Genomic DNA, 24,380 nt, shown 5'->3' on the forward strand with positions numbered 1-24,380 from the left:
TCTTCATGGTCTACTTCCTTGATTATAGTAAAGATTGGCATATTGAACAATTCACAGTTTTCAATTTCAGCTTTTTTCTTCTCGGTTGAAGACTTTTGATATAGATGAGGAGGAAAATTAGTGAAAACGTCCCCTTTCTAAAGATAGGTCTTTACGTCTTTGACAGTTACATCCAATAAATTCTATGATGAAAATGATAGTGCGCACTATCATTCAAAAAAACAAAAAGAGACAAATGAAACCATTGGCTATTTGGATAAGGGGGCATTCCCATGTATTCAGTATTATTTCATGCGGCTGAAGAATCCGCATCACTCGCAGGGGCAAAAGGCGTGAATTTAATTAAATTAAACAATCACGGACTGCCAGTTCCAGATGGATTTATTATTAAAACGAACAGCTTTGCAAGCTTTCTTTCATATCACAATTTCCATCCAACTGATCAAAACCTTGCCCGAAAAATCACAGAAGCTTCGTTTCCTTCACAAATGGAGACAGAATTACTTTCATCCTTTCAATCATTGTTGAAAACATATCCATCCGTTGCAGTGCGATCCTCTTCTGTTGCGGAAGATCTCGAAGGCGCCTCCTTTGCAGGTCAATACGAGACCTATTTAAATATCAAAACAAATGAAGAATTCTTGCAAGCCGTCAAAGAATGTTGGTCGTCTTACTTCGCAGCAAGAGTCACAGAATATAAGGAAGAAATGATTGAGAACGAGGAAGAGATGCCGCTCATGGCTGTTGTTGTACAAGGATTGATCCATTCTGACATCTCTGGTGTCATCTTTAGTGAGAATCCTGTATCAGGAAAAACAAACGAAGTCATGATGACTGCAAGCTATGGACTAGGAGAAGCCATCGTCTCCGGCCTTGTGACGCCAGATACATTTATTGTAAACAAAGAAACGTACTCAATTGAAAAATCACTAGGAACAAAAGAAGTGCAAATTGTTCCCTGTCAAGAGGGCGTCATTGAACAACCCGTAAGTGAGGAGATGGCTGGCCAATTTTGTCTTCGAGATGATCAATTGATCCAAATCACGAAAATGACAAAACAAGTAGAAGAACTTTATGGACATGGAGTAGATATCGAATTCGGCATGTCAAACGGTACTTTTTATTTACTTCAAGCAAGACCGATTACTGCTTCTTTTTCCAATACAGCAAATGGCTCCTCAGGTGCAGCCTTTCAAATGAAACCTGAAGAGCTGCAAGACTTCTGGATCTCAATGGACGATCATATGCCTGGACCCACAAGTCCTCTTTTTTCAAGTTTGATCATACCTGCTTTAAAAAACGGGATGAAGAAAAACGGAGAGAAGTATCAAGTGCCAGACCTTAATATTAAAGATATCAAGCTTTATAGAGGACATCTGTATTCTTCACCGTCTATGCCAGAAGCGTCAGCTGAACCAGTTTTTGACGAGAGTCTATTCGAACTGTTTCCTCGTTTAAGCGAAAGAATGTATCGCATTTTAGAGCAAAACTTGTTCCCATTATACGAAAAACTTGATCGGCAAATCACTCAATCGCTGACAATTGATGAAGCCATTAATGGCTTTCAAGAATTAAAAGAGATTTATCTAAGAGCGTATGACGACCATTTTGACATTGTCATACCTCAAGTCATTCTATCAGGAATCATTGAAGACATGCTTGTCTCATATGCTGGCGATCAAACACAAGTCGTCCTGTTGCATGAAATGATGATAGGTGTGATGAACAAGTCTCTTGAAACAGATCAAAAGCTATCTCACTTGGCAAAAGACGTCCTTCAAGATTCGGAACTTCTTCAGGCATTTACCGATCATTCAGCGAATGCTGAACTATTATATGCACTCAATCATACAGAAAAAGGGAAAAACTTCATTTCCAAAGTAGAAGATTTTCTCCAAGTCTATGGTTGGCGGTCTGTTAAAAGCCATGATTTCACAGAGGAAACATGGGTGGAAAATCCTGAATTTGTCTTGGACATCATTAGAAACAACATTCGGTACCAATCTGATTTTGATGAAGAATTTGCACAAGCCGTGATCAAAAGGCAAGAAACGTATGAACAGTTTATCAGTCAAGTGACAGATGAAGCGTTTAAAACAAAATTTGAGGAACTTTATCATTTTGCACTCCATGCAGCCAATATTCGAGATGATCATCACTTTTACATTGATGCCATGTTAGATGCAAAAGCGAGACTCTATCTCTTAAAAATTGGTGAACTTCTTGTTCAAAAAGGAGCGATCCCTCATCAAGAAGACCTTTGGTATCTTTACGATGATGAAGTACTCAATGCGCTCACAACTTCGACCACATACGATTCGATCATTCAGCAAAGAAAAATTGAAATGAAGGAAAATGAATCCATCCAACCACCAGCTTATACAGGAACGCCTTCTGAAGCTGAATTACAGCAAGTAGAAAGAATGCTCGGTTCGCTAAGGGAAAATGAAAACAACACAGACGATGCAATCTATGGAATTGGTGCATCTAGCGGCATTACTTCTGGAAGAGTCAGAGTCATTACATCTGCTGATGAATTTTCACAATTTGAAAAAGATGACATTTTAGTTTGTAAAACAACGACACCTTTATGGACCAGCTTATTTAGAGACGCAAAAGCAGTCATCACCGATTCTGGCGGCATTTTGTCCCATTCCGCTATTATCGCTAGAGAATATATGATACCGGCTGTCCTAGGTACACGGATCGCAACTGAAAAACTAAAATCCGGTGACCTCGTGACAGTAGATGGAGCCAATGGGCGTATCCAGTTATTAAATCAGCATTCACGGGCATAGTCGTCACTGTTTGAATCATATTGGCGGTCACAGATTTTATCGGTATACTTACTTTGTTGCAAACACATTCATAACCTGAGGTGAGTATGCTTGTTAAAATCAACAAATCAACGGATCATTCGCGCAACAATGGAATTATTGTCTGAAAAGGGCTATCAAAAAACAACGACAAAAGAAATTGCGACAAAAGCGAATGTAAGTGAAGCGACAATTTTTCGTAACTTTAAAAACAAACGCGGCGTGATTGCTGCCATTATGAAAATGAAATCAACACCGACCAAAACCCTTGAAGCAGAATTTAAAGACGATTTATACACCGATTTAAAATTTCTCGGTAGCTATTTCCTTGAAGATTTGACTTCAAAAAAAGAATTTATCTATATCAGCATGAGAGAACCCGCTATGTTTAAAGATTTAACAGACCATGAAAAAATTTATCCTCAAGAATTGAGAGACATGCTGATTCATTATTTCAAAAAAATGAGTGCTCAGCATCGTGTATTAGAAGGAAAAGAAGACATCTATGCAGATATATTTATTAGTACGTATTTTGGCTTTTTCATTCAACAGCTAGAGCAAGACATTCAGCTTGTTTTAACACAAAAAGAAGACTTTATTGAGACATGCACACACATTTTCATGAGAGGAATTTCCCCCACTTAATTGGGTGAAATTCTTCTTTTTTACAAAGGTGGTAAACACATTGAATCTTAAAAAAGAGAACTTGATCATTTATTCTTTGCTGCTTGGAGCTATTTTAGTTCCAGTCAATTCAACCATGATCGCAGTCGCTCTATCATCCATATCAACTTATTACGATCAATCCATATCAAACATTACTTGGGTGGTCACGATTTATCTAATTGTCATGGCAGTCACCCAACCTATTGCGGGTAAGCTGGGAGATATATACGGCCACCGCAGCATGTATTTAGCTGGTGTGATACTCTTTTTGATTGGCTCCATTGGATGTGCTTTCGCACCTAATCTTGCTTTTCTTATTAGCTTCCGATCAATTCAAGCGGCAGGCGGAGCTATATTAACGCCGAACAGCATTGCTTTAATTCGTGCAACAGTATCACATGAAAAGCTTTCTAAAACTATGGGTTTTTTCGGTTTTGGAGCGGGAATTGGTGCCGCACTTGGACCTTTTATCGGCTCTATTCTCATTCAGAGCTTTGACTGGCATTCCATTTTCCTAGTGAATATACCATTTTTGATTCTCACACTTGTGACAGGCGTTTTTATGATTCCGAAGATGAAACATACACGTTTACAAGCCAATGTAGATATCATCGGTTCGTTATACTTAACAATCGGGATCGCCACACTCATTTTGTTTACTAAAAGCCAAGTATTAAACGAATACATGATCTATGGCGTTCTAGCGGTAATTTCCATTCCTTTATTTTTCAAACACGTACGGAAAGTTACAAATCCCATCATTGATTTGACACTATTTAAAAACAGTACTTTTACGAACGCTAACATTTCTATCATGCTTAGTAATTTTGTGATGTACGCGATTCTTCTCATCATGCCGCTGTTTATGGAGCAAAAACTCGCGCTTTCTCATACACAAAGCGGGATTTTCCTTTCGATCTTTTCACTCTGTATGTCTATTAGTGGATTACTCGGAGCAAAACTCCATCCAATAAAAGGTGCCAAAAAAATGATTCGATTTTCATTTCTATGCCTTACTTTATCCGGTGTTATGCTGATCACACTAAGCAGCTACCCAAATTTACCACTCCTTATCATCACATTAGTCGCTGGGGGGATCTCATCAGGTATTGGCATGACTAGCATGCAGATGGCTTCTTTAACATCTGTTGATCAGAGTTTATCCGGCTCTGCATCTGGGATTTTTTCTACCTTTCGATATTTCGGAAGTATCATTTCATCTACTTTAATTGGTATATTAAGTGGTTTTCAATCTTTATTTATCGTATTAATGGGCGCAGGTATTCTTGGTTTCCTCCTCTCTCATCGTCTAAAAACGAAACCCACTTCTCATTCATCTGAACACTCTGCTTAATGACTCCCTTCGCTCTATTTAGGGCGGGGGAGCTATGATTATTTGTTACTTTAACCGATTATGGATACAATGATCAAACTGTGAAAATGATCTTTTACTCATGAAAAAATGTCATATGAATAAACGAAAAAGAAATTTCAACTTTCATTCAACTCTACTTCCCCACCTAAAAACTTCTTTTCATATCTTCCAGCATTCATAACTTCGATTTTTTTTCACAATTTTTGTGTTATGCTTTTTGAAAATAGAGCACCAAAGGAGCAGAAGGATGAAACGAGTGAAATATTTTTTAATATGCTTGTCAGCTCTACTATTTTTCCTAGCAGGCTGCGGAAAAGACCAGCAATTTACGCCACCTGGCAGCTCTCAATCAATTGCTGTCATTTCTCAACTAAAAAAAGCCTCCTTTTCAATCGTTGATTTACAAAAAAATAAAATTGTCTCTTCCGTTGATTTAAAACATCCTCTCACTGATCTTGTTCACATCAACAAAGATGTGATCATTGCATCAAGTAAGGAGGGACAATCTCTTATAGAAATCAATCTAAAAAAAGGAACAGCAGCGGACTATATGGATGTGAATAAAGGTCTGACTTCACTTGCGTATGATGCGGAGACCAACACTTTACTTGTGACCGATTCAGAGAAAAATGTCGTTTATTTTATCGATACAGTGCACAAGAAAATAAAAGCAACTGTGAAGACCGGGACATTACCCTCTTCTATGGCGTTGTCTTCTTCAGGAACGTTGTTTGTTTTAAATGCAAAAAGTCATTCTGTTTCAGTCATTGATATTGAAAAGAAAAAAAAGATACGAACGATTTCCGTCCTAGAACGGCCATCTGGCATTCATTTTGATGGGCATTCCATTTGGGTTGGAGGACACGGTAAACCGGGCACATTAAATAAGAGCATTTTTGCTTACGACCCTAAAACAGGTAAAAAACAGCGAGAAATCAAACTAGGTGTTATGCCAGTCGCATTTTTTTCAGAAAAAAACTCTTCTACTTTATATGTATTATGTCATGGAGACCATACACTATATAAAGTAAATACCGAGAAAAACAAACTGCTTTCCTCTGTTGAGACCGGTCAAAATCCGAATTATATCACTGCTGATTCCTCATCTATATATGTCAGTAACTTAGATGACAATTCAGTATCCGTCATCGACAAACATACATTCATGTTGAAGAACCGACTGAACATCCCAGCAGGACCTTATGCTATCATGTTGGAGGAAAAGAAATGAAAGAACAGATGAATATTTTAATAGTAGATGATGAATTAGATATGCTTGAGTTAATCGGATCCTTTTTGCAGAGACAAGGCTTTCACGTGATAACTGCAAATAATGGCACGGGCGCCTTACATCAGCTTGAAAAAGAGGCCATTGACCTTGTTGTATTGGATATTATGATGCCAGATATGGATGGATTCGAAGTCTGCCAGCGCATCAGGCAAACCTCCCAAATCCCCATTTTATTTTTAACAGCTAGAAGTTATGAAGAGGATCGCATTAAGGGGCTGGAAATTGGAGCAGACGACTACATCATGAAGCCTTTTAGTCTACGTGAGCTTGCAGCTAGAATTGAAACGACATTAAGACGAATTAGAGGTCTTTCTTTAAAGCGCAGTCGAATCATGATTGGTGACTTGGAGATCGATCAAGACGGCAGACAAGTCTATCTCAAGCAAGAGCCCATCAATTTAACAAGAAGAGAATTTGATTTACTTATGTTTCTTCTGCTCAATCAAGGCCAAGTCTTTTCCCGTGAACAGCTCTATCAAAAATTGTGGGAATCACACTCATCTAGTGGCTCTTTAAGAACAGTCGATACACATATTAAAACACTAAGACTGAAATTAAAGGAAGCGGAACGGTATATTAAAACCGTTTGGGGTGTCGGCTATAAGTTTGAGGAGGACAAATGAAGCCATTATCTATTAAAAGGAAAGTGCTTTTCTTAATCCTTTCCGTTATAGGCATCGTTGCTGCCTCAGCTCTTGCCCTGACTTATTACTTATACCAGCACTTATATATAGATAAACAGATTGACTCTTTAAGTTTACAAGGAAAGAAGCTGGCAGAAATCTATCACAAACACGGGAAAGACACGTATTTTACTGACAGAATGAAGTGGGCAAATGACTCAAGTCAGGCAAGTGTTATTTTTACTGATGATCCTATGGAGCTTTCAAGCGGTATTCCTTTCGATACGAATACAAATGATAACCTCATTACGTTTAAAGAACGCCAAAAGCTTCTTCAGGGGAAAACAGTTGTGTTAATTAGAGAACACCCCCAGTTTCATCAAGATATTCTCGGGATTGCCATCCCTGTGTTCTCAAACAAAAATGATTTATCAGGAACCATTTTCCTCTCTATGCCTTTATCTGATGTGTATGAACCGTTTGTTCAAATTCGATTAACGCTTGGCATCTCTATTTTAATTATCCTGCTTTTGATTTTCTTTATTGGATATAAAAGTTCTAATAAAGTCGTAAGGACGATCAATCAAATGAAAGAAATTGCAATGGAAATGGAATCTGGTGATTTTTCAAAACGCATGGCTGTGACCAAAAAAGGGGATGAGCTAAATCAGCTGAGCCGTTCCTTTAATAAACTGTCCTCTACGTTAGAAAAAGTTGAACAGCATCGCAGAGAGTTCCTTGCTAATGTCTCTCACGAACTGAGAACGCCTTTAAGTTATATGAAAGGCTATGCCGAAGGAATTGAAGAAGGCATTATTGATCAAAAGAAAGGCATGCAGATTATTCAAGACGAATCCACACGATTAAGCAGGCTCGTACATGATCTTCTTGATCTCGCGCAGTTAGAGGGGGAATCTTATCCACTAACGATGGAACCAATCGTCTTTGCGCAGCTTATTCATGATGTTCTTGATCAAATGACATTCATTACTAGTCAAAAGGGAATCTCGTTCAACCGAGAACTCGAAGAAGATTGTATTATTTATGGTGATAGCGATCGACTTGAGCAAGTCGTTCGTAATTTATTGGACAATGCCATCCATTACACGCCATCAGGAAAATCGATTTCGATTGAATTATTCGTTCACCAACAAACTGCTGAATTGAGAATCACAGATGAAGGCAGCGGAATTCCAAAAGGAGATCTCCCTCATGTTTCTGAGCGTTTTTATCGAGTGAATAAAGCCCGCACAAGAAAAGATGGCGGCTCTGGTCTTGGACTAGCCATTGTTTATCAAATTATAAAAAAACATCGTGGCACGTTCGTTCTTCAATCTGAACAAGGCCTAGGTACGACCGCTGTTATACAATTACCAAGTGCAGAGAGCACTGAAACTCCGCCTGTCTCCTCATAAAATAAGATGACATCTTAAACAAAACAGCTCTTTTCTAGAGCTGTTTTTATTCAACAGAAAAATAAAGAATTGGCCTTTTTTTATTAACAATTTATTCATATTTGCTTGTTACACTTTTTTCAAGTTAAGAAAAAGGAGTGACAAGCTTTTGATTAGACGCTTTCAGAAATTTGATCTTTATTTATTTTTCATATTGATTTTATCTGCCATTTTAAACATTTATAACATTTGGAACGACGATACGGTGAACGCTTATTATACAGCGGCGGTCACAAGTATGATGCAAAGCTGGCATAATTTCTTCTTTGCTTCGTTCGATCCCTCAGGTTATGTCACGGTGGATAAACCACCGCTCGCCTTCTGGCTGCAAACGATCAGTGCCAAAATTTTCGGCCTGCATGGCTGGAGTGTGATCTTACCCCAAGCTTTAGCTGGCATTGGATCTGTTTATTTAATCTACCGCCTAGTCAAACCTACATTTGGCCAGGCTGCAGCAAGACTGTCAGCACTCATTATGGCGTGTACACCAATCGCAGTTGCTGTATCTCGTACAAATAACATTGACAGCTTACTCGTCTTTATTCTTTTACTCGCAACAGCCATGATGTTCAAGGCTGTGAAACAGCAGAAAGTGCTTTGGGCGATTGCTTCTTTTGCAATGATCGGTGTCGGTTTTAATACAAAAATGCTACAAGCGTATATGATTGTACCGGCTCTCGTTCTGTTTTACATCATTGCCTATCGAACGACATGGAAGAAAAAGTTGTTATCGCTGATGATTTCAATGATTGTTCTTTTAGGTGTATCTGCTTCATGGTCTATAGCGGTTGATCTCACTTCCAAAGACAATCGTCCTTATATGGGATCAAGTCAATCGAACTCAGCACTAGAATTAGCCTTTGGTTACAATGGTCTGCAGCGGTTGACTGGTCAACAGTCTGGCGGAGGCGGCACAAATCAAGGTGAGGGACAGCCACCTTCACAGCAGGGTGATCAGCAAAATGACAATGATTCATCCACCATGCCTCAGCCGCCATCAAATGGAACTCAAAACAACTCAGACAATTCAAACCAATCATCCAGTCAGGAACAGCCTTCAATGCAAGGACCACCAAGCAATGCAAACGGCACAACACCACCTGATATGCCTTCAGGCGGTAATGGTGATGGACCGCCAAATGGCGGGGGCGGAAAAATGGGAAATGGTTCTGGCATGTTTGGAACAGGAACAAAAGGGCCATTACGTCTGTTCCAATCTGAACTGTCCGATCAAATCAGCTGGCTGCTTCCATTTGCGCTCTTCGGTGCGATTGGTATCTTCTTCTCGACAGCCTTTGAAAGAAGACGCCTCAATACAAAACAAAAAGAAACACTATTTTGGTTAGCTTGGCTTATACCTGTTGCTGCATTCTTCAGTGTAGCTGGATTTTTCCATCACTATTATTTAATCATGCTGGCACCGCCAATTGCTGTCTTAGCAGGAGCCGGATGGGTTTCTATGACTCAATTGTTTCAAACGGGAACTGGCTTTAAAAAATGGCTACTGCCAATTGCGATATTCGTCACAACCGCATTTGAAATCTTTATCCTATCCACTTTTACAAGCACGATCGGTCTTGGACTAAGCATTGCAGTCGGTATCATTGGTGTTGGAACCACCCTTTCTCTACTCTTGATAAAAGGGAAAGAAAAACTAAAACAATTCATGTCTCTCATTGCCATCCTTGGGATGCTGATCGCACCACTATACTGGGCAAGCACACCTCTTCTTTACGGAGGAAACAGTATGCTGCCAGAGGCTGGTCCTCAGCTTGCAACTTCAAGTGGCAGCATGAGTTCACAAGTCAATGAAAAGCTGATCAGCTATCTTGAGAAAAACAATACGGGAGAAGAATTCCTATTCGGGACAACAGATGCAACCACTGCTTCGCCTTACATTATTAAAACAGGAAAAGCTGTTATGGCATTAGGTGGATTTAGTGGATCTGATAACATTCTCACGCTTAATGAATTCAAACAGCTCGTTAAAGACGGCAAAATCAAATACTTCTATCTTTCTGGTATGAGAGGCGGCAGCTCTGACATTCTTACTTGGATTCAAAAAAATGGCAAAGAAGTAACTGCTTCTAAATGGCAGAATAGCTCTACATCCAAAACGAACCAGCAAACAGGCAGCCAACAATCCGAACAAAATGATCAGTCAAATGGACGAATGGGCGGAATGGAGAGCGGTACTCTTTATGAACTATCCGTTGATTAATTCATCTATTAAAAGGGAGGAACGATGACTGATGGAAAAGAACATACAATACTCTGTTGTAGTCCCAGTGTATAATGAAGAACTTGTGATCCATGAATCGTATCAGCGCCTCAAGACCGTCATGGATTCGACGGGAGAAGCATATGAGCTTCTCTTCGTCAATGACGGCAGTATGGATCGAACAGCTGAACTGATTAAAGGGTACTGCCAGACTGATCCGCATGTGAGACTTATTGATTTTTCTCGTAACTTTGGGCATCAAATTGCCATTACAGCGGGAATGGATTATGCAAAGGGAGAAGCTGTCGTAGTGATTGATGCGGATTTACAAGATCCACCTGAATTGATTTTAGACATGATTGAAAAATGGAAGGAAGGCTATGAGGTCGTATACGCGGTCCGCACGCAACGAAAAGGCGAAACAGCTTTCAAAAAGTACACGGCTTCCCTTTTCTACCGAGTGCTACGTCAAATCACCGAAGTAGATATTCCTATTGACACCGGCGACTTTAGATTGATGGATCGTAAAGTGTGTCATGAAATGAGAAAAATACGCGAGAAAAACCCATTTGTCCGCGGATTAGTGAGCTGGGTTGGCTTCAAACAGATTGCGGTAGAATATGTTCGGGATGAGCGGTTGGCAGGAGAAACAAAGTACCCTCTCAAAAAGATGCTCAAGCTCTCGATGGATGGGATCACATCTTTTTCTTACAAACCTTTAAAGCTAGCCAGCGTGGCAGGTATTACCCTTTCAGCTATTGGCTTCATTTCGATGTTTCTAGTTTTATATTTAAAGCTTTTTACAAACAGCACCATCACCGGCTGGAGTTCATTAATTGTCATTCAGCTATTCTTTAGCGGGATCACCCTCTTTATGTTAGGCATGATCGGAGAGTATATCGGCCGAATCTACGATGAAGCCAAGGACCGGCCGCTTTATATCGTCAGGGAGAGCTATGGCCTTCAGGCAAAGCCACATCCCGTTCAATCCCCTGTCCATTTCAAGCAATATAAACAGTATTAAAAAAAGCGTGCGAGACCCTTCAGAAGGTCCTGCACGCTTTTTAATAAATTAGACGGCTGTTTCAAACCGTTTTCTGTTAATAAAGAAAGAAAGTGTAATGATTAAATAAATGCCCATTGTGACCAGCGTTTGAACAATTGGTGTATTGAATACAACGCCGACAAAAATGGCCATGATCGCAATAACGGAAAACCACGTTGTGAAAGGATACAGCTTCACGCGATATCCGCCTGGCTGTGCGACGCTTCGAGATTTCAAATGACCGACGGCAATGATAAACCAGATGAATAGAACTGTGTAACTTAAAGAGCCCATCAAGTAATTAAACGTTTGACTTCCTACAAAAAGAGAAATCAATACAGCTGCATACAAAGTAGATGTACATACAAGGATGGCTCGAACAGGCACCTGCTGTTTTGACAGCTTGGAGAATCCTTTCCATACACGGCCATCCATTGCCTGTGTATAAAGCACCCGTGATGAAGCATACAAGCCAGAGTTCATAGAAGACAAAATCGCTAGTAAGATAATGCCGTTCATGATGTCACTGGCATACGGTACTCCGATCGTTGCAAACACTGTCACAAATGGACTTACTTGCTCATTGTTTACTTGATTCCAAGGGATTAAGCTGACAATGATAAAGAACGGCAGTACATAAAAACCGATGATGCGTACAAACGTACTTTGAATGGCCTTTGGTATGACTTTTTCAGGGTTTTTTGTTTCTGCTAAAGTGACCCCAATCATCTCCGTCCCACCATATGAATACACGACAACCAGCATTGCTGCAATTAATCCGCCAGTACCATTTGGGAAAAATCCACCGTGATCCGTTAAGTTAGACAATCCAGGTGCTGCATGCTGTCCGAATGAGACAAATAGCATGGTGAATCCAATGATAATAAATAAGATGATGACAGCAATTTTAATAGAAGCTAACCAATACTCTGTCTCAGCAAACATTTTGACTGAGCAAACATTAATGATTGTGACTACAAGTGAAATGATTAACACAAGCATCCAGATTGGCACTTGTGGGAACCAGTACTGAATAAAAATGGCCGACACAATCGCTTCTGCTGCAATGTTCAGCACCCACATCTTCCAATAGATCCAGTCTAAGAAATAGGCCGGATATTTTCCTAACACAGGTTCAATCAAGTCACGGAATGTTCTTGCTCCAGGTCGTGCAACGGTCATTTCGGCAAGTCCTTGCATAATAAATAATAAAATAAGACCACCAATCATGTATGCCAAAATGACAGCAGGACCCGCAATATCAATGGCAGAACTGCTTCCTTTAAACAGACCAGCACCGATGGCACCGCCAAGCGCAAGCATCATAATATGCCTTGATGTCATTGTTCGTTTTAACTGCACATGTTCCTTTTCCATTTTCTATAGCTCCTTTAAATTTGAATCTTCAGACAAATATGAGATAAAAGCATATAAAAAGGCCAGCCATCTCCTGGAAGAGACGACTGACCTTGCAACCGCGTTACCACTCTTATTGATTCAGCCATGGCTGAATCCAACTTAAAACCCGATAACGGAGGTCACACGTAAAGACTTACTATTCATTCAGTCTTACCGCTCTTTGAGCGAGTTCAATGATTCGTTTTACTGCGTTGCACCGACCCGCAACTCTCTTAAAAAACGGATGTTCATTTACTATTCTCAAGTCAAAGCGTTTATAGTCAAATTTGTATATTCGTCAAAGATTTTATTTTTTAAATATACTGACTAACCACGCAATTGTCAACAGCCTTTTTCAGACAAACAGCGATTAACGAATCCAAACAGCTACTTCATCCATCGGGCGACGTGTTTTGCCGCGTTTTGGCTCAGTGACACGATAACCAAAGGCTGCCATGACAGAGATGTCGTATTGACCATCCTCCAGTAACCCTTCTTCTTCTAAGATACGATGGATGTGATCGTAGCTAAATCCTTCAACTGGGCATGAATCAATGCCGATCTGTGCCGCAGCTGTCATCATGTTACCTAAGGCAATATACGTTTGTTTTGAAGCCCAATCAAATAATGTACGGTCATTTTCTAGTAGATGAAGATCGTTCTCTTGAAATTCTCTGTAGCGCCCCTTGACCATTTCAAACGTTTCGTCTGTCATTCCTTTGATTTGCTTGTTGATGTATTCTGCATATGCTGAATCATAGCGGGCATCTGTTCTTGCCAAGATGATCACAAAATGGCTGGCAGTTGGAAGCTGCTTTTGCGCCCCCCATGTATACTCTTTTAATTTTTCTCTAAATGCTTCATTTTGAACAACGAGGAACTTCCAAGGCTCAAACCCTACAGAGCTTGGAGAAAGTCTTCCTGTTTCTAAAATAAATGCAAAATCATCCTCTGGAATCTTTTTCGCTGGGTCAAACTCTTTTGTCGCATGACGGAATTCATACGCCTCAATGATTTCTTTTTTTAATAGCTCTTTGTCTCGCATGTTATTCATCCTTTCTAATGAACAGGTGTGTTCCCACAATCCAATTTCTTTCCATTCCCTCATAGAAATTGTTATGATAGGAAAACAAACAACCCGAATGTGTGATGTCTATCTCTATGGTAAAAGAAAAACTTCCATTGATTCAAGTACGCACATTTTTGTTCGTTAGGTACAAACATGTTCGTTTATGACCATTTTCGTTTAAGAAAGGAATGTTGAGATGAGTGCACCATCCAATCCAGTCAGTATTGTGAATCATGGCTGTCCCGTGTCTATCACTACAAATGTCATCGGAGGGAAATGGAAAGGCGTCATCCTTTATCATTTGACTTGCGGTCCAAAGCGTTACAACGAAATACACCGGCTTCTGCCAAGAATTTCGCAGCGTGTCCTGACGTTGCAATTACGAGAACTTGAACAAGACGGGATTGTTCACCGTGAAGTCTATGAGGAAGTTCCTCCTCGTGTCGAGTATTCACTGACTTCTCTTGGAAATACGTTAAAGCCCATTATCTTTGCCATGCGTGAATGGGGCGAATCCTATGGGAGAGAAACGCGCCCAAAAGAAAAAAGCTGCCATCTCTAGCAGCTTTTTTTAAGATGAAATCGCCGTTGGCTCTTGCTGTGGATCGTCCTTCACAAACAAGATACCAAGCTGGTGATGCTCCCCTTCGTAAGAGGCGCGTTTCTCAAATCTTGTCTGACCATTGAGACCAATGATCTCGAGCTTTGTCAGAGCACGATTGGTTTGTAGTGCTTCATAAAATTCTGAAACGGTTTTGATCTCGATTCCATTGACCTTTGTAATCATTTCTCCGATCTCAAGCTTTAAATCAGCCGCAGGGGTATTTGGAATGATACCAAGCACCATAAGCCCTTGATTCCGCTTAGAGAAAAAGAATGGTGCAGCGTTGTCATTCACCCTTTGCTTCCATGATAAAAAGGCTCTTCCTGCAATCGCTAGAACAACAGCTCCCCACGCAATCGGCTCAAACCAAATACTTGCCGCACCTACTGCAGCAACAGCTAGACCGAGCATCATAATACGGCGTGACGTAATTTGAATACTGACAATTGGCAGCGATCCTTGAATACGCTGGCCAAAGCCGATGATGTACGGGATCACAATAAATGAAAAGCTTTGATCGTGCACTTGAAGCACAGGCCACCATGGCAGAGAAGAAGTCCATTCACCTGCCGGCATCAGCAAAACAAGTGGTAGAAGCCACAGACGGTTTGCTCGCTGCTGGCCGATCAAAAGTCCTCTCGCACTCATCACCATTGCAGGCGATGTACGTAAATGCGCCGTTCGATAGGCTAAGATGCCTTCGGTCATTAACAGTAGCCCTAACAGGATCACAACGGCTGATGCATTCATCATTGAAAGCTGCGGCAGCCAAGAATGGCTCACTTGAACAGACATCAGTCCAAATGCCGCAATAAAACTGAAACCGAGTGTGTATGCAGACGAAAGCGCACTCGCCTTAAAGAATAAAGAGAAAACGATGGTCATCGCTGCAATCAGCACGATGAATCCAGGCGGAAGGGAAATCCCTAAGCCTACAGATATGATCGATAGACAAATTCCTGGAACCCATCCCTTTGAATATGTAAATTTCAGTTCATCGTAAACATCTTCTATTCTTGTTTGAAACGCTTTTCTCTCCCGCTTTACGCGGATGTAGCCATATAATAGGCTGATTAATATCATAAAATAAAAAAGAGGATGGATTAAAAACAGACCGACCGCTTTTAATCCGGCTCCCATCCACTCCGAGCTCATTATCGTTCACCGCCCAAGTCAAGCATTTTCTCTTATTCTATCAAATAAATCGATGCTTGACATCAGGTTTATTTCTCCTGATTCATCCAAAGTGTGACATTCGACAGTGAAAAATCTTTTAAATAGTGATTTACATCTACATCTAGTATGCCTCCGAGAAGCTGCATGGACCTCTTGATGTCGGTTAAGTTTATACCAAGTCTCTTATGATTATCCATTAAATAATTGAAGTATATCTCAGCACAGTCTTCATCGATCTCGTCGACTGATTCTACCGTTGTGTAATTGACCAAGTACCTGCTTAACAGCATGAGTAGACTTAATGCCTTTGTAGCCGAAAACGTCACATCTTTCGTACGACTCTTAAGCTCCTCTACCAACTCGTAATATTTTTTCTCTCTCACAATACTTGCCCTTTTCAATTGTGTACCCCCATTTACTAGTTCTTTTAAGAAAAGCGCAAACCTCGGTACAGCTCAATGCTTAAGCTGAATATCCGCAAAAAATAAAATATTTAAAATGAGTGCTACTTTTTATTGTAAGAATTATTTATGTAACATACAACTTTCAAAAGTTTCATTTTCATGACATGTTTAAATCAACAGAAAGTCTCTTATATAAATATGTTATCGGGTAAATTCGAAGGAATGTTATGTTTTTTGTAAAATAAATGAATATATTTATAGATATAATATATTTTTAAGAATAAATTATTACATGTTCGTAACACTTATGAACCAAAAAAAAGAGGCATTTATTCGCCTCTTTATTTTTTGAGATATAGTGCTTTTAGTGCAGTTTGTAGCTGAAGATCATTCTTTTCATAAGATTTCACTTCATCTACCATCTTGTTCATCATTTTCGCTGTCTTTAAATCAATCACACCTGATTTTTCGAGATTGTATGTGCTTTGAAATGCGAGTACAGCCTTTTTCGTTTCTTCGTCAAAATATCCATCTACTCTGCCAGGGTCAAATGATAACCCTTTTAACAATGTCTGTGCTTGTCTGACTTCTTCATTGTTCATATCAAGCTGAAGCGGTTCTTTCAGTTGGAGCGGGCCAACGGTGAAGTAATCTGGTTGATGAATCGCAATGGTCGGCACAACGCCTTTTTTGTGAATCCAATTCCCTTTCGGTGTCAGCCATTTATACAGCGTTAATTTAATGTTACTTCCATCTCCCATTGGTACCGCCTGCTGTACAGTTCCTTTACCAAAGGAAACGTCACCTACCACTTCATACTTCCCTGCTTCTTTCATGGCACCAGCCAGAATTTCAGAAGCGGATGCACTTCCTTTATCAATTAAGACATTGACCGGGTATGGTTTTTGTTCTTTTCGTTTTGAAAAATATCGTTTTCGATCGCCATTCCGTTCTGCAATTTGAATATATGGCTGATCCTTTGTGATAAAATGTTTCAAAATGTCTTCCACACTTTGTAGATAGCCGCCAGGATTTCCTCTCACGTCCAGCACAAGGCCTTCCATGCCCTTTTTCTCGAGCTTATTCAAGCTTGCCGTGAAATCCTTCGCCGTATCTTCAGAGAAGCTAGAGATCGCAATATAGCCTGTTTTATGACCATTGACCTCTTTCATTGAAGCCGTTACGGTTTCAAGCGGGATTTCTTCTCGTTTGATATGGAATGTTAGCTCTTTTTCAATTCCATTTCGTCTGATTTTCAAGGCGACAGACGTTCCTTTTTTTCCTCTTATTTTCAGTACAGCATCGTTTAGGCTTTTTTCTTTCATCGACTCACCGTCAATGCTGATGATTTCATCTTTCGGTTTCAGACCCGCCTTTGCCGCAGGGGATTTTTTAAAGGCAGAGACAATGATAATCTTTCCTTCATCCATTCCAACTTCTGCCCCAATTCCTTCAAATGAGGAATCAAGTGAATCCGAAAATTGCTTTGCGGTTTGCTTGTCCATGTATACTGAATACGGATCATTTAAGGTTGAAAGCATTCCTTGTATGGCACCTTCAAGCAGCTTTTGACGATCCACTTCCTCTACATATTCATTCGAAATGAGGTCATAGGCTTTCTCAATTTTCTCCATTCCGTTTTCCTTCGCTCGATCACTTGATTGAGCTTGTCCAGCCACTGCAGCAGCCGCTTTCGGTGACTCCGCCTGAGTCGCCTCTTTATGCGTCACAACCCCTGCACTGATGATGAGAATGACACTTGCCATGATGGATGCGATTTGTTTTTTCATATTTGGCCTCCTTCTTCAACTCTTCCTGATGACCTGAGTTATTATATGCCAGAAGAAGGGATTTCATGTAAAGACATTCTCCTAAGGAGGCTTGACTAATCATTTCATTAGGTGTAATTTTTATTTTGTTACGATCGAGAAGGAGTCTTCGCTATGTATATTATATTGACGATGCTTTTATTAGGAATTTTACTAGGGTTTGTAGGAGCTGGCGGGGCTGGTTTTGTCATCGCATTGCTGACGTTAATCTTTGATGTACCAATCCATACTGCACTTGGGACATCTTTAGCTGCTATGGCATTTACGACTTTATCTGGTGCATACAGCCACTACCGAGAAGGAAATATCCAGCTCAAATCAGGTTTGATTGTCGGTGCACTAGCTTGTATTGCTTCATTTGCCGGAGCAAAAGTGGCTCCTTTTATTCCAGAGGATAGCCTGCACTATTTAACAGCTGGTATGCTCTTTTTATCTGCTGTTTTTATGATGATCAAATTGTTTGTCCTAAAAGAAGATGCTGAACAGCAGCCGCTTTCTTCACGCCAATTGCTGATCAGGGGCATTATATTAGGCCTTGTATCAGGGATGCTTTCAGGGATGTTCGGTATCGGATCAGCACCATTTATTCAAGTGGGGCTTTTGATTTTGCTGAAGCTGTCTATTAGACAAGCTGTTGGCACAACGATGCTAGTGATTATTCCAATCTCTATTGGCGGTGGAATTGGTTATATTTCAGAAGGCTATGTTGACTTTATCCTGCTCGTTCAGATCTTAATCGGTACCGTATTAGGGGCTTTTATTGGGGCAAAATTTACACGCCTTGCGCCGAAACCTCTCTTAAAATCCGCTGTGCTTTTAACACCTATTATTGCCGGATTACTGCTGTTATTTTAATTTCATCTACATGAAAAAAGCCGATAACATGCTGTTATCGGCTTTTTGTTAGCGGATATATTGCGCTGGATTGACTGCATTTGATTTCGCGCCATTCCATAATCCTTTATGAATTTCAAAATGAAGATGCTGGCCATAAGACTGACCTGTGTTGCCCATATATCCAAGGAATTGACCTTGCTCGACTCTTTGACCTGTTGACACACTTCTTGTTGAAAGATGAGCGTATACCGTTTGATACGTTTGGCCATTGATGTTATGTGTAATGAACACCACGTTCCCATAACTCGACGAGTAGCTTGAGTTCGTGACTGTTCCAGATGCGGCTGCAACGACAGATACAGTGCCTTTTGCAGCGATATCTAATCCGTAATGCTGTCCGCCAGAACGTCCGCCAAAGCCTGATGAGAAACGGCCTGCAGCTGGTTTAATGAAACCTGAGCTACTTGCTGGTGTATCTGACACTTGATCAGATCCTCCACTTGGTGCAGGTGCACTTTTTTCAGCAGCTGCTTGTTCTGCTTTCTTCGCTTCTTCTTTTTGACGACGTGCCTCTTCAGACTTTACCGCCGCTTTTTGATTCGCTAGAATTTCTTGTTCATTTTCAAGCTTTCCTAGTTCATCATGTGCATGTTCTTTTTCTTCCGTTACATGACCAAGGACTTTTCCTTTTTCTTTTTGCTGTTTAGATAGGTCCTTTTTCAACGTTTCAAGCTCTTTCAAAGATGTTTCAAGTCCACTTAGCTGTTTATTTAGCTCTGCTTCTTTTTGCTCCACTAGCTCCAAATCATTTTCGTGTTCTGTAATCATGTCTTTATCTGCTTCGACAATGGTTGTAACAGCTCCCACACGACTGACAAAATCACTAAAGCTACGAGCACCTAGCAGCACATCTAAATAGTTGATTGTACCGCCACTTTTTTGCATAGAACGAATTCGATCTTTGAAAATCGCTTTTCTCTTTTCAATTCGCTCGTTGATGACTTCAATCTCTTTTTTTAGTTTTTTGATCTCTTGTTTCGTCTGTTTGACCTCTTTTTCTTTTTCAGCGACTTTTTCAGTTGCGGCACTTACTTTTTGGTCAATTTTTTCAATTTCTTGCTTTAGCTTTGATTCTTTCTTTTCAAGCTTTGCCAGTTCTGATTTCTTTTTCTTCAAGGTTGATTCAGTCTTCGATGTTTTCTCTTCAATTTGTTGACGTTTTTGATCTAGGTCTTCGTATGCGAATGCACGATTTTCGTTCCCTGGAATGTATAGCCACGTTGTTCCAATAAACGCTGCCATTCCAGCCATCATCAGCTTTCTTTTCAAAACGATATTCCCCTCCCATGACAACTGCCTGCATGAAGAGTCGACCGGATGATTTGGATCAACCGGTCACATCTTCTATAGAATCCTCGAGTGCTGCCATCAATATAAATAGATTTATACTTTCAAGAATTTACGGATGGACGTTAAACTTCCCCACACACCGATAATGGCACCGATCAATAGAAGGACCAGTGATACTTGATAGACAAACGGATTGTATGGAAGCATTGAAATAAATGAACCTTGTACCCTTGGCGCCACCCAGCCGACAGCATATTGATACGTGCCAAGCAATACAGCGATTGGTATAATCGAGCCAAATACACCAAGTAGTAATCCTTCGATGAAGAACGGCCAGCGGATAAACCAGTTCGTTGCACCTACTAGTTTCATAATCTCAATTTCTTTACGTCTAGCAAAAATCGTAATTTTGATCGTATTGGAAATCAAGAACATCGCTGTAAATAAAAGCCCAATAATAAGTGCGATGCCGACATTACGTGCCACTCCGACAACATTAAAGAGTCGGCTGACCTCTTCTTTTCCATAAGTGACTTTATACGTCCCTTTTAGGTTTTCTAATTTCTTCGCTACTTTTGGTGTATCGTGGGGATCTGTTGTTTTCACAATAAACGCATCATTTAATGGGTTTTCTTGATCAACCAGTCCCATAGATTGTCCATTTTCACCAAAGCTTTTAATCAGTGCTTTTAGTTCATCATCCTTGGATGAATATTTCACATCACTGATTTCAGGAATCTTCTCAATTTCTGCTTTTAATTCATCCTGCTGCTTTTGATTCGCAGTTAAATCAATGAGAACTTTTACTTCTACTTCTTTCTCAGCGTTCGATGCCATGTTATTCAAGTTGAGCATAATAACAAGAAAAACCCCAACTAAAATCAATGTGACAGTGACCGCACTAATTGATGCAAATGTCATCCACGTGTTTCTTCCAAGTGAACGGAAGCTCTCACGTAAATGCCGCGAGAGAGTTTTAATCATAAATTCCGTACTCCCCTCTTGCTTCGTCACGCACAATCATTCCATCTTCGATTGCGATGACGCGTTTCTTCATGCTGTTTACAATCTCTTTGTTGTGTGTCGCCATGACGACTGTTGTTCCGCGGTTATTAATCTCTTCGAGTGTCTTCATGATTTCCCATGAAGTATCTGGATCAAGGTTTCCTGTCGGTTCGTCTGCAATGACAACCTCAGGATGATTGACGATCGAACGAGCAATCGATACACGCTGCTGTTCACCGCCGGAAAGCTGATCTGGAAATTGACGAGCTTTGTGCTTTAATTGCACCAAATCAAGTACTTCAAGCACTTTTTTCTTAATAATACTTGGCTGTTCACCAATGACTTCAAGAGCAAATGCCACGTTCTCAAAGACCGTGAGACTTGGAAGCAGTTTGAAATCTTGGAATACTACGCCAATTTCTCTTCTCACATAAGGAATTTCTTTTTCCTTCATCGAGCCTAAATCTTTGTTATTAATTAAGATTTTCCCTTTGGTTGGCTTCTCTTCACGATACATCATTTTAATGAACGTGGATTTACCAGCGCCACTGGGACCAACAACATACACAAACTCTCCTGGATGGATAGAGACATTGATTCCATTGATCGCCTTTACACCATTAGGATAGATCTTATAGACTTCCTTCATTTCAATCATGTAATCACCTAATCTTTTCTTATTCGCTGTCAAACAGCTTATCATGATGTTCTGACACTTCTCGTCAAAAAACGTTATGTATGGTCACGCACATACCCTTCGATACGCACAAGCAATTTATGTCCTTTTCATCCAAAAAGATGAAAAAATTGAATCATCTAAATTTCAACAACTCCAATTATACGTCATGAATCGACGCAATGGTATTACATTTATATTTCAAAACTTATAAATAAAAGGTAAATAGAGCAACCAAAACCAAAAAACGTGTCTTTTTACCCTTATTTTTTAAATAAAATTTAATATAATACGTTTTCATACTATCTAAAAGTCTATTTCTACAAATAGAAAATAAAAAAACCTTGTCGATTAGACAAAGGTTTTATTTTTTCTCTGCAAGCCATTTGGCGACTTCTTTTGCTTGTTTTTCATCTACCATTCCGCTTGGCATAGATCCTTTACCGTTCTGGGCAATATCTGCAATTTGGCTTTCATTATATTTCTTCCCGACTTCTTTCAGGCTTGGGCCGCCTCCGCCAGATAAGTCTTTTCCATGACAGCCAATACAGTTTTGTTGATAAATCTCTTCACCACTGCTCACATTTGAAGCACTTTTACTGCCTTCTTTGTCACTGCTGCTTGAATTTCCTCCACAGGCCGCAAGTACAAAAAGCATAGCGACAAAAAGAAGCGTTAATCCGCTCTTTTTCATGTATTTCCCTCCCTTACAATCATTTGGTCAACGTTATTATATCCTTGTTTACGCCCTTTTAAAACCCTCACCAAGCACCTCTTTTGCATCCATGACGATGACAAACGCTGATGCATCGATCGCTTTTACCACTTGTTTCAACTTTGTGAATTGTGACTGCCCTACAACACACATTAAAATAGGCCGGTCATGGTCGGTGTACCCACCTACTGCTGAAATCTTCGTTACACCACGATCAATTTGATCAAACACCGCCTGTCTGACCTCATCCTCATGACCCGTAATAATCATGGCCATCTTCGAGTGACTAAAGCCAGCCTGCACGACATCAATCGTCTTACTAGAAATGAACACTCCGATCACAGCGTACAGTCCTTCTTCAATCCCAAAAACAGTCATGGCCGCCAAAACAATCAAACCGTCCATCATCGCTAAACAAGTACCTAACGTCAGCCCTGTATATTTATTGATGATTTTGGCCGCAAGTGCCGTTCCTCCCGTTGAACCATTGCCGAGGAAAACGAGCCCAATTCCGATCCCAATCACTACACCGCCAAATATTGCGGCAAGCAGTGCTTCATGGGTGACAGGAGCAATGTGTCTTGTTAAGAACACCATTAAAGGTAAAAAGACAGAACCAACGAGCGTTTTTACCCCAAATGTTCCACCTAATAAATAAAAGCCTGCGATAAAGAGCGGAATATTGAGGCCCCATTGTACATATGCAGCTTCAAAACCGAATGACTGCATAATGGTACTGATTCCACTCACACCGCCAGCAGCAATCTGATTTGGTAATAATAACGTATTAAAGCCAACCGCCACGATGGCTGATCCTATTAAAATGAGTACATAATTTTTCACTTCAATCCAAAGTTGAGAATGTTCCTGCTTCATGTCTTTCTTCCTCCGTTACTTCTGAATGCACACCTATTTTAAGCCCTCTCATTCAGATTGTAAATAACAGCCAAATGCAGTGCTAATGGATTAATACTTTATCACACAGCCGGATCAGCGTACTTGCCGTTTGGCAGAAGAGTAAATGATGGTATATTTAATATGTACATGAGAAAGAAGGGACATACGATGAAGAAAATATTGAAGATCACCGGTATTACATTACTTGCACTCATCATCTTAGCTTTTGGTGCTTTCTATACATGGAGCCGTTTTACATATGGACCATCGGAAGCGTTAAAAAAGCAGGTGAAGATTGAACAAGTCGATCATAAAAATGGGGTATATTCATTTGAAGCATCAAAAAGCGATACTGGCATCATTCTCTATCCTGGGGCAAAAGTTGAACCTCTTGCGTATGCCTATATTGGGAATGCGCTGATGAAGAAAGGCTATTCGGTCTTTATCCCAGACATGCCATTTTCTTTCGCGATTTTTAATACGAAGAAGGCAGAGGATATCCTCAAAAGTCATCCAGCCATCAAGCATTGGTACATTGGCGGACATTCGCTAGGCGGGACAGCTGCCGCTATGTATGCAGAGAAAAATCAAAGCAAGCTGGACGGCCTCTTTTTCCTTGCCTCCTATCCTGCATCAGATGACTTGAAACAGGCTTCCTTGCAAGTATTATCTATTTCAGGCGAAAAAGATGGTCTCGCAACACGAGAAAAAATCAAAAAATCGAAAAAGCAGCTGCCTTCTCAAACCGTGTATCATGAGATAAAAGGCGGTAATCATGCGCAATTTGGCATGTATGGCAAACAAAAAGGGGATCAGCCTGCAGACATTCCAGTCCTCACGCAACAAAAAGACATCGTTCAGACGATGCTGGAATGGGTAAAACCAGCAAAAAAGCTCCCGTAATGGGAGCTGCCAGATTGTTGACAAAG

General features: G+C 40.3%; 21 protein-coding genes and 1 other annotated feature. Of the genes, 11 read left to right on the top strand and 10 right to left on the bottom strand.

Translation table 11 applies throughout. The features are described 5' to 3' along the window. Positions 1-272: 272 nt before the first annotated feature. From ES896_RS02560 to ES896_RS02595, 8 genes are all read left to right on the top strand, one after another. Positions 273-2,798, top strand: coding sequence for a PEP/pyruvate-binding domain-containing protein (locus ES896_RS02560; protein ID WP_046526819.1), 2,526 nt, complete (start codon positions 273-275; stop codon positions 2,796-2,798). Positions 2,799-2,888: 90 nt separating this feature from the next. Further along, entirely contained in the window at positions 2,889-3,461 is a 573-nt protein-coding gene (locus tag ES896_RS02565) for a TetR/AcrR family transcriptional regulator (RefSeq protein WP_008348201.1), read from the top strand. 40 nt (positions 3,462-3,501) lie between these two features. Beyond that, positions 3,502-4,836, top strand: coding sequence for an MFS transporter (locus tag ES896_RS02570; RefSeq protein ID WP_048001941.1), 1,335 nt, complete (start codon positions 3,502-3,504; stop codon positions 4,834-4,836). A 268-nt stretch (positions 4,837-5,104) separates the two neighbouring features. Next, positions 5,105-6,088, top strand: coding sequence for a YncE family protein (locus ES896_RS02575; protein WP_017357882.1), 984 nt, complete (start codon positions 5,105-5,107; stop codon positions 6,086-6,088). After that, positions 6,085-6,771, top strand: coding sequence for a response regulator transcription factor (locus ES896_RS02580; protein ID WP_048001940.1), 687 nt, complete (start codon positions 6,085-6,087; stop codon positions 6,769-6,771). The genes ES896_RS02575 and ES896_RS02580 overlap by 4 nt, the downstream gene beginning before the upstream one ends. Continuing rightward, a complete protein-coding gene (locus tag ES896_RS02585) occupies positions 6,768-8,186 on the top strand; it encodes a HAMP domain-containing sensor histidine kinase (RefSeq protein ID WP_046526817.1) in 1,419 nt (472 codons plus the stop codon). The genes ES896_RS02580 and ES896_RS02585 overlap by 4 nt, the downstream gene beginning before the upstream one ends. 148 nt (positions 8,187-8,334) lie before the next feature. Beyond that, complete coding sequence (locus ES896_RS02590) at positions 8,335-10,446, top strand: ArnT family glycosyltransferase (protein ID WP_017357879.1); 2,112 nt, start codon at positions 8,335-8,337, stop codon at positions 10,444-10,446. Between the two features lie 31 nt (positions 10,447-10,477). Then, positions 10,478-11,470, top strand: a complete 993-nt coding sequence (locus ES896_RS02595) for a glycosyltransferase family 2 protein (RefSeq protein ID WP_048001939.1) — start codon at positions 10,478-10,480, stop codon at positions 11,468-11,470. Between the two features lie 48 nt (positions 11,471-11,518). On the opposite strand, the gene ES896_RS02600 is transcribed toward ES896_RS02595, so the two are convergent. Continuing rightward, positions 11,519-12,868, bottom strand: coding sequence for an amino acid permease (locus ES896_RS02600; RefSeq protein ID WP_008348215.1), 1,350 nt, complete (start codon positions 12,866-12,868; stop codon positions 11,519-11,521). Between the two features lie 75 nt (positions 12,869-12,943). Further along, positions 12,944-13,168 (bottom strand) — a binding site (T-box leader). Positions 13,169-13,259: 91 nt separating this feature from the next. Continuing rightward, positions 13,260-13,934 carry an NAD(P)H-dependent oxidoreductase gene (locus ES896_RS02605; protein ID WP_045033987.1) on the bottom strand — a complete coding sequence of 225 codons (675 nt, stop codon included), beginning with the start codon at positions 13,932-13,934 and terminating at the stop codon, positions 13,260-13,262. Between the two features lie 220 nt (positions 13,935-14,154). Here ES896_RS02605 and ES896_RS02610 point away from each other — a divergent pair, with 220 nt between their 5' ends. Then, positions 14,155-14,520, top strand: a complete 366-nt coding sequence (locus ES896_RS02610) for a winged helix-turn-helix transcriptional regulator (protein ID WP_135226375.1) — start codon at positions 14,155-14,157, stop codon at positions 14,518-14,520. Positions 14,521-14,529: 9 nt separating this feature from the next. Here the strand turns inward: ES896_RS02610 and ES896_RS02615 are convergent, their stop codons facing one another. From ES896_RS02615 to ctpB, 3 genes are all read right to left on the bottom strand, one after another. Beyond that, positions 14,530-15,717: a PDZ domain-containing protein gene (locus ES896_RS02615; protein WP_240688361.1), complete on the bottom strand. Its 1,188-nt coding sequence runs from the start codon at positions 15,715-15,717 to the stop codon at positions 14,530-14,532. A 68-nt stretch (positions 15,718-15,785) separates the two neighbouring features. After that, positions 15,786-16,139: a swarming motility protein SwrAA gene (locus ES896_RS02620; RefSeq protein ID WP_007500014.1), complete on the bottom strand. Its 354-nt coding sequence runs from the start codon at positions 16,137-16,139 to the stop codon at positions 15,786-15,788. A gap of 344 nt (positions 16,140-16,483) precedes the next feature. Further along, positions 16,484-17,932, bottom strand: a complete 1,449-nt coding sequence (ctpB, locus tag ES896_RS02625) for a carboxy-terminal processing protease CtpB (RefSeq protein WP_052321121.1) — start codon at positions 17,930-17,932, stop codon at positions 16,484-16,486. A 153-nt stretch (positions 17,933-18,085) separates the two neighbouring features. Between ctpB and ES896_RS02630 the strand changes: the two genes are divergently transcribed. After that, entirely contained in the window at positions 18,086-18,826 is a 741-nt protein-coding gene (locus ES896_RS02630; protein WP_017368130.1) for a sulfite exporter TauE/SafE family protein, read from the top strand. Between the two features lie 48 nt (positions 18,827-18,874). On the opposite strand, the gene ES896_RS02635 is transcribed toward ES896_RS02630, so the two are convergent. The 5 genes from ES896_RS02635 to ES896_RS02655 all read right to left on the bottom strand — a co-directional run bounded on the left by ES896_RS02635 (position 18,875) and on the right by ES896_RS02655 (position 23,430). Further along, the gene (locus tag ES896_RS02635; RefSeq protein WP_008348225.1) at positions 18,875-20,137 is read right to left on the bottom strand and encodes a murein hydrolase activator EnvC family protein; all 1,263 of its coding nucleotides are present in this window, start codon (positions 20,135-20,137) and stop codon (positions 18,875-18,877) included. A gap of 114 nt (positions 20,138-20,251) precedes the next feature. Then, complete coding sequence (gene ftsX / locus ES896_RS02640; RefSeq protein ID WP_017368131.1) at positions 20,252-21,142, bottom strand: permease-like cell division protein FtsX; 891 nt, start codon at positions 21,140-21,142, stop codon at positions 20,252-20,254. Further along, positions 21,135-21,821, bottom strand: a complete 687-nt coding sequence (ftsE, locus tag ES896_RS02645; protein WP_008348229.1) for a cell division ATP-binding protein FtsE — start codon at positions 21,819-21,821, stop codon at positions 21,135-21,137. The genes ftsX and ftsE overlap by 8 nt, the downstream gene beginning before the upstream one ends. A 382-nt stretch (positions 21,822-22,203) precedes the next feature. Continuing rightward, a complete protein-coding gene (cccB, locus tag ES896_RS02650; protein WP_007500002.1) occupies positions 22,204-22,533 on the bottom strand; it encodes a cytochrome c551 in 330 nt (109 codons plus the stop codon). A 48-nt stretch (positions 22,534-22,581) separates the two neighbouring features. Next, the gene (locus ES896_RS02655) at positions 22,582-23,430 is read right to left on the bottom strand and encodes a YitT family protein (RefSeq protein ID WP_035389657.1); all 849 of its coding nucleotides are present in this window, start codon (positions 23,428-23,430) and stop codon (positions 22,582-22,584) included. Positions 23,431-23,619: 189 nt separating this feature from the next. Here ES896_RS02655 and ES896_RS02660 point away from each other — a divergent pair, with 189 nt between their 5' ends. Beyond that, the gene (locus tag ES896_RS02660) at positions 23,620-24,354 is read left to right on the top strand and encodes an alpha/beta family hydrolase (RefSeq protein WP_135226376.1); all 735 of its coding nucleotides are present in this window, start codon (positions 23,620-23,622) and stop codon (positions 24,352-24,354) included. The last annotated feature ends 26 nt before the right edge of the window (positions 24,355-24,380 follow it).

The organism is Bacillus sp. 005/A4HT-01/001, from assembly GCF_004634445.1.
GTDB lineage: Bacteria > Bacillota > Bacilli > Bacillales > Bacillaceae > Bacillus > Bacillus altitudinis.